The 10,036-nt window shown below is 39.6% G+C and carries 12 protein-coding genes and 1 tRNA gene; 7 read left to right on the forward strand and 6 right to left on the reverse strand.

The features are described 5' to 3' along the window. From COS96_02160 to COS96_02185, 6 genes are all read right to left on the reverse strand, one after another. On the reverse strand, positions 1–362 hold a 362-nt coding region (locus tag COS96_02160; protein PIU43843.1), incomplete at its 3' end, for a modification methylase. A 279-nt stretch (positions 363–641) separates the two neighbouring features. After that, positions 642–727: transfer RNA gene (locus COS96_02165), tRNA-Ser, on the reverse strand. A gap of 11 nt (positions 728–738) precedes the next feature. Continuing rightward, entirely contained in the window at positions 739–1,626 is an 888-nt protein-coding gene (locus tag COS96_02170) for a zinc metalloprotease HtpX (GenBank protein ID PIU43844.1), read from the reverse strand. Between the two features lie 20 nt (positions 1,627–1,646). Next, positions 1,647–2,204: a hypothetical protein gene (locus tag COS96_02175; protein PIU43845.1), complete on the reverse strand. Its 558-nt coding sequence runs from the start codon at positions 2,202–2,204 to the stop codon at positions 1,647–1,649. 58 nt (positions 2,205–2,262) lie between these two features. Beyond that, on the reverse strand, positions 2,263–3,909 hold the full coding sequence (gene groL / locus COS96_02180; protein ID PIU43846.1) for a chaperonin GroEL: 1,647 nt from the start codon (positions 3,907–3,909) through the stop codon (positions 2,263–2,265). A gap of 46 nt (positions 3,910–3,955) precedes the next feature. Continuing rightward, on the reverse strand, positions 3,956–4,246 hold the full coding sequence (locus COS96_02185) for a co-chaperone GroES (protein PIU43847.1): 291 nt from the start codon (positions 4,244–4,246) through the stop codon (positions 3,956–3,958). Positions 4,247–4,356: 110 nt separating this feature from the next. Between COS96_02185 and COS96_02190 the strand changes: the two genes are divergently transcribed. The 7 genes from COS96_02190 to COS96_02220 form a co-directional block, all read left to right on the forward strand. Continuing rightward, positions 4,357–4,743 (forward strand): hypothetical protein, encoded by a 387-nt coding sequence (locus COS96_02190; GenBank protein PIU43854.1) that lies wholly within the window; start codon positions 4,357–4,359, stop codon positions 4,741–4,743. 4 nt (positions 4,744–4,747) lie between these two features. Next, positions 4,748–4,960 (forward strand): preprotein translocase subunit SecG, encoded by a 213-nt coding sequence (secG, locus tag COS96_02195; protein ID PIU43848.1) that lies wholly within the window; start codon positions 4,748–4,750, stop codon positions 4,958–4,960. Positions 4,961–4,969: 9 nt separating this feature from the next. Next, on the forward strand, positions 4,970–6,973 hold the full coding sequence (locus COS96_02200; protein PIU43849.1) for a hypothetical protein: 2,004 nt from the start codon (positions 4,970–4,972) through the stop codon (positions 6,971–6,973). 4 nt (positions 6,974–6,977) lie between these two features. Further along, positions 6,978–8,000 (forward strand): bifunctional phosphoglucose/phosphomannose isomerase, encoded by a 1,023-nt coding sequence (locus COS96_02205; GenBank protein ID PIU43850.1) that lies wholly within the window; start codon positions 6,978–6,980, stop codon positions 7,998–8,000. A 55-nt stretch (positions 8,001–8,055) separates the two neighbouring features. Continuing rightward, the gene (locus tag COS96_02210) at positions 8,056–8,754 is read left to right on the forward strand and encodes a hypothetical protein (protein ID PIU43851.1); all 699 of its coding nucleotides are present in this window, start codon (positions 8,056–8,058) and stop codon (positions 8,752–8,754) included. A 12-nt stretch (positions 8,755–8,766) separates the two neighbouring features. Further along, the gene (locus COS96_02215) at positions 8,767–9,819 is read left to right on the forward strand and encodes a CDP-paratose 2-epimerase (protein PIU43852.1); all 1,053 of its coding nucleotides are present in this window, start codon (positions 8,767–8,769) and stop codon (positions 9,817–9,819) included. Positions 9,820–9,822: 3 nt separating this feature from the next. Next, positions 9,823–10,036, forward strand: a 214-nt coding sequence (locus COS96_02220; GenBank protein ID PIU43853.1) for a UTP--glucose-1-phosphate uridylyltransferase, incomplete at its 3' end; no start/stop codon positions are given.

Genomic DNA, 10,036 nt, shown 5'->3' on the forward strand with positions numbered 1-10,036 from the left:
TAGCCCATATCTTGCATGATATTTCCAACACGAAAAATATTGTGATAAGAACCAATAACCCAAATTGTTCCGTTTTTTTTCAAAACCCTCTTTGCTTCTTGAAGCCATGCTTTTGAAAATTCGTCATAATGCCCGAAACCATTAAATTGGTCCCACTCATCATCAACGGCATCAACTTTTGTATTATTCGGTCGGTATAATTCATTTTGTAATTGCATATTGTATGGCGGGTCGGCGAAAATCATATCAAAAGTATTATCCTTGATTTTTTTCATCACTCCCAAACAATCGCCAACAATAATTTTGTTGATTATTTCAGTTTCGTCATTAAAGGTTTTAATTTTTTTAATATCGATATTCATATTGCTTTCTATTTTATTAAATCGTCCACCTTAACGCCCGGCGCTTTGGCGATTTTCGCTATAATTTCAATTGTTTGTTCGATTATCTTGTTTGCCAGCTTCAATTTTGGCGATTGTATGAAAAGCCAAATTTGCTTATCTCCTTACCTCAGAGTATCAAAAATAATCCTTTTTAGCAAAAATTAAAACGTCCAAAAATGCCTTCAAAATTGCGGAAAAATACCATGGCGAAGCGAAGCCCGCTTTCGTCCCGCTATAAGCGGGGCTTCGGCGAAGCGAAGGCGGAGGGGACAGGAATCGAACCTGCAAGCCCTTGCGAGCGCACGCTTTCCAAGCGTGTTCCTTGCCATTCGGAGCACCCCTCCAAGATTTAATTTTAAATTTTCAATCCGCGTAAGGCTGCTATCCGCTCCTCTATCGGCGGATGAGTCATAAATAATTTGGCAGACCAGCTTGTTTTCTGTTCTCCTTTAAATGGAGAAGCGATGAAAAGATGAGCCGTGGAATCATTAGCTGCTTTCATCGGATTAGGGTCTTCAGAAATTTTTTCCAATGCCCGAGCCAAACCTTCCGGATAGCGAGTAAGCAAAGCGCCGCTGACGTCTGCCAAAAATTCCCTCTTTCTTGATATCGCCAGCTTAATTAAACTAGCGGCCAAAGGAGCAAGAATAGCAGCCACAATTCCTAAAACCAAAATAGCTACCCCCTCTTTTTTCCTCCCTCCGCCATGGAAAGATATTCTCAAAAACCAATCTGAAAGCAAGGCGACTATGCCGACTAAAACAACAATAACTGTCTGAAGAAGCATATCTTTATTCCCAATATGAGAAAGTTCGTGGGCGATAACTCCTTCCAGTTCCGCTCTTTCCAATTTCTCCAATAACCCTCTTGTCACAACCACAACCGCATGATTGCTGTCACGTCCGGTGGCAAAAGCGTTCGGCTGGGCTTCTTCAATTATATAAATTTTGGGAAGAGGCAAGCCGGCTGTAATGCAAAGATTTTCAACTAATCTATAGAGTTCCTTATCGTCCCTTTCTTCAATTAATTTAGCGTTAAGCATTGAAAGAACGAGCTTGTCTGAAAACCAATAACTGAAAAAACTTGTTGCTAAACTGAAAATAACGGCCACAACAAGAAGGGAGGGACTATTCTGCGTATAACTAAAAAGCCAGCCGATAGCAATTATGAAAACCAAAAATCCGGTCACCAACAACCATGTTTTCCGAATATTACTATCGGCTTGCGTGTATAAAGTTGCCATTAAAAATTTAAAAATGAAATTTAGAATTTAACGCTGGGCGCTTCTCTTTGTTCTGTCTCGTTCAATTCAAAGAATTCCATCTGTTTGAAATTAAATGAAGAAGCTATCACATTGGAAAGAAATGTCTCAATTTTAGTATTGAGATCCCTAACGTTGCCGTTGTAAAATCTTCTGGCGGCCTGAATCTTGTCTTCGGTGTCGCGAAGATCTCTTTGAAGCTCCAAAAAGTTTGTAGACGCTTTCAAGTCAGGGTAATTTTCTGACACGGCGAAGAGAGATTTCAATGCCCCTGTGAGCATATTTTCCGCTTCCGCTTTTGCCTTCGGGTCGCCTGCTTGCATAGCATTTGCCCTCGCTTCGGTTACCTTCTCAAAAACTCCTTTTTCATGGGCGGCATAACCCTTTACCGTCTCAATCAAATTAGGAATTAAATCGTATCTCCTTTTTAATTGGACGTCTATATCTGCCCAGGCTTCTTGAGTTCTATTTCTCAACGTAACTAAACCATTGTAAATTGAAACTACTAAAACGACGAGAACCACTAAAAGAAGAATTGACGCAACAAATAAACTGATCATATTTTTATATTTAGTCCAAAGGACTATCAGCCTCTGGCTGAAATTTTTTAATTTCGACCTACATTCCCATACTTCCCATACCGCCCATACCACCGGGCATCCCCTCGTTTTTCTTTTCCTCCGGCTTTTCCGCCACTACGCATTCTGTTGTCAAAAGCATAGCTGCGGCTGAAGTGGCATTCTCTAAGGAAGATCTGACGACTTTAACAGGGTCGACGATACCTGATTTCATCAAATCTTCGTAAACCATTTTTTCCGTATTAAAGCCGAAATTTACTTCTCCGGCCACTATTCTCTTTTTAACTTCTTCTGCCACGACAGAACCGTCTATTCCGGCGTTTTGAGCCATCTGCCTGATAGGCTCCTCAAGTGTTCTTTTGAGAATCTTTAAGCCGATTTTCTCATCTCCCTTAACGTCCACTTTATCCAAAGCGGAAATACATCTCAAAAGAGCTGTCCCTCCTCCGGGAACAATCCCCTCTTCAGCCGCCGCTTTGGTGGCAGATAAAGCATCTTCCAACTTGTGCTGTCTGGCTCTCTGCTCAACTTCTGTCGCGGCCCCCACTTTAATAACCGCCACCCCTCCGGAAAGTTTTGCCAACCGTTCCTGCATTTTTTCCTTATCAAAATCAGAATCAGTTTTAAGCATTTGCTTTTTGAGCTGACTGACTCTGGCGCTTATGACATCTTTTTTTCCTTTACCTTCAACAATAGTCGTGTTTTCCTTTGAGGAGACTACTCTTCTGGCTGAACCGAGCTGATTCAATTCAATTGTTTCCAATTTTAGTCCCGCTTCTTCGGAAATAACCTGTCCGCCGGTAACAATAGCTATGTCTTGAAGCATATCTTTCTTACGGTCGCCGAAACCGGGCGCTTTTATAGCCAAGGTGTTAAATATTCCTCTTATTTTGTTAACTACCAAAGTGGCCAAAGCCTCGCCCTCAACATCTTCAGCGATAATAACCAATTCTTTTGAGCCTGTTTTAGCTACCTTTTCCAAAATAGGCAATATTTCCTGCAAAGAAGAAACCTTTTTATCGGTAATTAAAATTTTAACATCATCATAAATCGCCTCCATTTTTTCAACATCAGTAATCATGTAAGGAGAGATATAGCCATTATCAAATTGAAGGCCTTCAACTGTTTCCTTACTTAAACCAAAAGTTTTTGATTCTTCAATGGTGATGACGCCGTCTTTTCCAACCTCTCCCATCACTTCAGCGATTAAGTTCCCCATTTCCGTATCCTCGGCTGAAATTGAAGCTACCTGGGCCAGTTCTTTTGTCCCGGAAACCGGTTTGGCAATTTGCTTTAAATTACTGACAACCGCTTCAACTCCCTTTTGAATTCCTCTTTTTAGAGAAAGAGGATTGGAACCGGCGGTAACATTTCTTAATCCCTCGGAAATCATAGCTTGAGCCAAAAGAACAGCTGTGGTTGTTCCGTCGCCGGCCATACTATTGGCTTTTTCCGCCACTTCCTTAACGATCTCCGCTCCCAAATTTTCAACCCTGTCTTCAAGCTCAATTTCTTTAGCAATAGTTACCCCGTCATTAGTGATGGTTGGAGAACCAAATCCCCTGTCCAAAACAACATTCCTGCCTTTTGAACCAAGGGTAACTTTTACAGCGTTGGCAAGCTTATCAACGCCGATTTTCATTTTTCTTCTTGCGTCTTCGTCAAATAAAATTTGTTTAGAACTCATATTTTTGTAATTTGTAATTTGGTATTTGGAATTTCCATTCTTAAGTTTACTTAAGAATGGCAAGAATATCTTCTTCTTTGGCAATTAAATATTCCTTGCCATCGACCTTTATCTCGTTCGGTCCGTATTTGGTGAATAAAACAACATCTCCCACTTTAACCTCCAAAGGAATAAGTTTGCCTGTTGAATTCCTTTTTCCGGCTCCAACAGCCACAACTTTGCCCTGTTCGGGTCTTTCTTTTTCAACTGTTTCCGGAAGCAAAATTCCTGATTTTGTTTTCTCCTCTTTTTCCACCGGTTCAATAAGAATATGGTCGTATAAAGGTTTTATTTTCATATTTTTTTTATTTTTATATTTTTATGTTTTTATGTTTTTAATGATAGCAAAAATCCCCCTCCTTGTCAATTACTCTTGATACTTGGGGAGGGATGCTGTATACTGGAATTATGTTATTCAGCTTAATTCTGCAAATTATCGTCGGAACATTAGGAATTTTTCTTGCTTCCCGTTTCGTTCCCGGGGTGAGCTTGGATATAATTCCCGGACAAAGCAATATTTTCGGGATAAGTATTACGGAAATGTGGCAGATGTTTCTGGTTGTCGGAACGATATTGGGATTGATAAATTTCTTCATCAAACCCATACTTCAAATAATATTTATCCCATTAAGGATACTGACTCTCGGATTATTTTCTTTGGTAATAAATATGGCCTTAATCTGGATAGTTGATTTAACTTTTGCCGAGTTCGTCATTCAAGGCTTAATTCCTTTATTTTGGACAACAACTATTATATGGCTCTTAAGCTTAATCGCCAGAGCTTACGATAAATAAAATTATGAAATCTTTACTGATCGCTCAAATAGTAACATCTGCGCTTCTGATCATCGTTATTCTTCTCCAGCAAAGAGGGACTGCTTTAGGTTCTTCTTTCGGCGGAGGCGGAGAATTTTACTCCACCAGAAGAGGAATTCAAAAAAAACTTCTTTGGCTGACGGTCCTTCTGGGAACCGCTTTTCTGGTCTTAGCCATTTTGGAAGTAGTCTACTAAAATCTTGAAATGTTTATTAAATATAAGTTTCCCTCTAAAAAACAGCTGGGGCAACTTTTTAAAGTATTGTCCTTAAAGGAAGCCTCTGCTTTCCTTGTTTTTGTTTTTATGTTTCTGGGAGGCCTTTTCCTTCTGGCAACGAGCCTTTACTTCCAGTACACGAAAATTGTCCCGGCTAAAGGAGGGGCTTACGCCGAAGGAGTTGTCGGATTCCCGAGGTGGATTAATCCTATTTTCTCCCCCTCCAACAGCGCTGACCAAGACTTAACAGAACTGATTTTTTCCGGTTTGATGAAATATGATTCCGAAGGAAAGATTGTACCCGACCTTGCTGAAAAATATGAAGTCTTTGAAGATGGAAAAGTTTGGGACTTCACCATAAAAGAAAATGTTCTTTGGCACGACGGACAGCCCTTAAACATAGATGACGTTATCTTCACCCTAAAAACAATTCAAGATTCTGAAGTCAAAAGCCCGTTAAGGCCGAACTGGCTGGGAGTGGAAATAGAAAGAGTATCTGATTATAAAGTCCGATTCACATTGAAAAATCCTTCCTCTGTTTTTCTTGAAAATTGCGTTCTGAAAATAATGCCTAAGCATATCTGGGAAAAAATAATGCCTAAAAATTTCTCCTTGGCTGATCTGAATCTCCAGCCGACAGGAACAGGCCCTTATAAATTGAAAAAGTCTTTTAAAACCGCTGAAGGTAAAATAACTTCTTTGAATCTGATTGAAAATACCCAGTATTATGGACAAAAACCGAGCATACCTGAAATATCCTTCTTCTTCTTTGATAGCGAAGAAGCCATGGTTTTGGCTTTTGAAAACAAGCAGATACAGGGATTTTCCTTGCCCCCGGACTCTCCCCTATTCTCGGAAAACCTTGCCAAGAATCAGTCAATTGAAATTTTGTCTTTTTCTCTCCCGAGATATTTCGCTATTTTCCTGAATCCCAAAATTTCCAAAGTCTTAGAAGAAAAAGAAGTCAGACAAGCTCTCAATTATGGAACGGATAAAAAAGAAATCTTAGAAAAAGTATTGAACGGAAGGGGAAAAATAGTTCTTTCTCCTGTCCTCCCCGATATTTATAAATTTAACGAACCGAAGGAAAGCTACCAATTTGACAAGGCTAAGGCAGAAGAACTTCTGGCCAAAGCCGGATTGACGAGAAATGAATCAGGTATAATGGAAAGGGTTATTAAAAAAACTCCTGCTTCCCAATTTAAAAAGGACATCAAGCCCGGAGACAACAGCTCTGATGTAAAAGAGCTTCAGCAATGCCTTGCTAAAGACACCGCCATTTATCCGTCAGGCTCGGTTACCGGATATTTCGGCCAATCAACCAAAGAAGCGGTGATGAAATTCCAGGAGAAATATAGAACAGAAATCCTTGATCCGGCCGGATTAAAAAACGGCACAGGAACGGTATTAAGCTCCACGAGGAAAAAATTGAATGAAATTTGCTTCGGCGCGCCTGAAGAAAAAATTTCTCTGGAATTTTCCTTAACGATAGTTGACCAGCCGGCTTCCCTGAAAACAGCTGAATTGATAAAAAAACAATGGCAGGATATAGGGGTAAAAGTAGAAATAGAAAAATTTGATGTTTCAACTTTAGAAAAAAATGCCATCAAGCCGAGGAATTTCTCCAGCCTGCTCTTCGGCGAAGTTCTTGGCTCATCTCCCGATCTCTTCCCCTTTTGGCACTCTTCACAAAAAAAAGACCCCGGCCTAAATCTGGCTAATTACGAAAACAAAGCCAGCGACAAACTTATGGAAGAAATCCGGCAGACATTGGATGAGAATACAAGAAAAGAGAAAACGGAAATGTTTCAAAACTTATTAATGGAAGACGCTCCGGCAATATTTCTCTATAACCCCGATTATCTGTATATAATATCTAAGGAAGTAAAGGGAATTAAAACGGGAATGATCACTCTCCCCTCTGAAAGATTTTCCGGCATAAGCAATTGGTACATAAAAACAAAGAGAATTTTTAAACCCTCTAATATATAAAAATATGAAGTCAAAATTTGATAAACACAATATGTACGAAATTATATTAAAGATGCCCAAGCAATTCAGGTCGGGAATTGAATCGGCCAAGGGAATTTTCCCGAAAAAAGGAAATCCCTCAAAGAACCCTGGAAATATTATTGTCTGCGGAATGGGAGGCTCGGGCATGCCCGGAGAAATTTTACGCGGCCTGAAGCCATTGGATGTTTTCAGCCACAAAAGCTACGGCTTGCCTGTTCAAGCCGGAGAAAAAAGCCTGATAATCTGCATTTCTTATTCCGGAAATACGGAAGAAACATTGTCTTCCTTCTCGGAAGCGCTAAAAAGAAACTTGCCAATAATCTGCATTTCCTCCGGAGGAAAACTGGAAGAGCTTTCAAGAAAAAATAATGTCCCCTTAGTCAAATTATCAGGAGAAAAAATTCCTCCCCGCTCGGCTGTGGCTCAAATGTTTTCAGCTTTAGCCCAAATTATGGTGAATTATAATCTTTTGAGCCCGGAAATTATTGAAAATATCCTGAATCTTGAGAAAGAAATAAAGCCTGAAGAATTTGAAAATCAAGGAAAAATTTTGGCTGAAAAAATGCTCGGAAAAATTCCAATGATATACACAACTGAAAAATATAAAACAGTCGGCTCCATTTGGAAGAAAAGTCTCAATGAAACAGCCAAGATAATGGCTTTCACAAACTATTTTCCTGAACTAAATCATAACGAAATTGTCGGTTTCTGGAAAATAAATGAAAAACAAATAGAAAAAGGAAAGGTTATTGTTTTTGTTCTAAGAGACCTTCAAGAAAATCCCCTCCTCCTCAAACAAATGAATATCACCAAAGAACTGATAGAGAAGCAGGATGTGGAATTTGAATTCATCAATACGCAGGGAAAAACTTTATTGGAGGAAATATTTTCCACGATAGTTCTGGGATTTTGGACATCCTACCATCTGGCGGAATTATATGAAGTTGACCCGACTACAATTGACCTTATTGAAGAATTCAAAAAAAGACTATCCCAAAATAACTGACTGACTTTTGGGTTTCTGAAAGATATGCTAATATTAACAAATATCTAAAAAACATATGAAGGGTTTTATTTTAGCAGCCGGAAACGGAACAAGGCTTAGACCGATAACTTATGAAATACCCAAGCCGTTATTGCCGGTGGGCAAAGTTCCGGTAATCACCCGCCTGATTAACCTTTACTTAAAAAACGGCATAGACGACATCAAAATAAATGTCCAAAAAAACCATTTGGAAGATTTTTACAAATGGAAAGCGACTTATTTCCCGAGAGAGAAAATAGAGCTGGTCATAGAAGAAGAGCCATCCGGAACATTCACCCCTATCGCCAAAAAAATATCTCCGGAATGGTTCTGCGAGCCGATCATTGTTTCCAACGGAGACGAGCTTAAGGAAATGAACCTCAAAAAAATGATTGACTGGCACAAAAAAATGAAAGCAGTAGCGACCATAGCTCTGGTCAAGGTAAAGAATCCCTGCTCCTACGGAGTGGCCAAATTGAATAAGAACAGAATAGAAGAATTTATTGAAAAGCCAAAAGACCCGCCCTCTCCCTACATTAATTCCGGCCTTTACATTCTCAATCCGGAAATAAGGGAATACTACCCCTTGAAAAAAAACTTCGCCATGATGGAAACAGACCTCTTCCCTAAATTAGCCAAAGAAAAAAAACTTTTTGGCTACAAAACAAGAGGGAGATGGCAAGACGTGGGAACATTTGAGCGCTGGAAAGAAGCAATTCTTAACTGGCATAAATGACGGACAAAAAATATGAATAAAAAAATTCTGATAACCGGCGGAGCCGGATTTATAGGGACAAACGCAACAGCTTATTATCTTGAAAAAGGGCTGAAAGTCATCGTCTACGACAATCTTTCAAGAAAAGGAGTTGTTCAAAATTTAAGCTGGCTGAAAAAATTAAAGGAAGCCAAAAAGAACCTCGTTTTCGTGAAAGGAGATTTGAGAAATGAAAAAACTCTGGAAAAAACTTTTAAAAAATACAGGCCGGGTCTCGTTCTGCATCTGGCCGCCCAAGTTGCCATGACCACTTCAGTGGAAGACCCGCGCTATGATTTTGAAGTCAATGCTTTGGGAACATTCAATGTCCTTGAAGCCATAAGAAAATTTACCCCGCAGGCAAGCGCGATTTACTCTTCAACGAATAAGGTTTTTGGCGAAACAGCCGGCGTAGAAGTGGTTGAAGGAGAAAAGAGATACTCATATAAAGACATAAAGGGAATTTCCGAAACCTTTCCTCTGGATTTTCATGGTCCCTACGGCTGTTCAAAAGGAGCCGGAGATCAATATTTTAGAGATTACGCAAGAATATTCGGGTTAAAAACTGTTGTTCTTAGGCAATCCGGAATATACGGCCCGCACCAATTCGGAATAGTTGACCAGGGGTGGCTGGCTTGGATATGCAATAGCCTTGTTTTTAACAGGCCGATGACTATTTTCGGAAACGGAAAACAAGTAAGAGACGTCCTTTTCGTTGAAGATGTTCTTAAGGGCTATGACGTCGTCTTTGAAAATATTGAAAAAACCAAAGGGCAGATATATAACATCGGAGGCGGTCCTGATTTTACCCTTTCCATTTGGGAACTTTTTGAAATAGTGGAAAAAATTTCTCTTAAAAAAATCAGGTATGGCTTTGACAAGTGGAGGCCGGGAGACCAAAAGGTTTACATTTCCGATATATCTAAAATTAAAAAAGACACCGGCTGGAAACCAACAGTCTCCCCTGAAGATGGCGTCCGCAAATTATATTCATGGATAATGGAAAATAAAAAAAGCATTAAAGAGGCTGATGTTTTCGCCAGATAGATGATGAAAAATGTCCGGGGAAAAGTAAAAAAAGCGATAATACCTATGGCCGGGATGGGGACAAGATTTCTTCCTTTCAGCAAAATTTTACCGAAAGAATTGTGGCCGTTAGTTGACAAACCGATTATTCAGTATATAATTGAAGAAATAAAAGCCTCTGGCATAAAAGAGATCATCTTCATCAAGAATCCTCGCGGAAAAATATCATCCGATTATC

The organism is Candidatus Nealsonbacteria bacterium CG07_land_8_20_14_0_80_39_13, assembly GCA_002779355.1.
Lineage (GTDB): Bacteria > Patescibacteriota > Minisyncoccia > Minisyncoccales.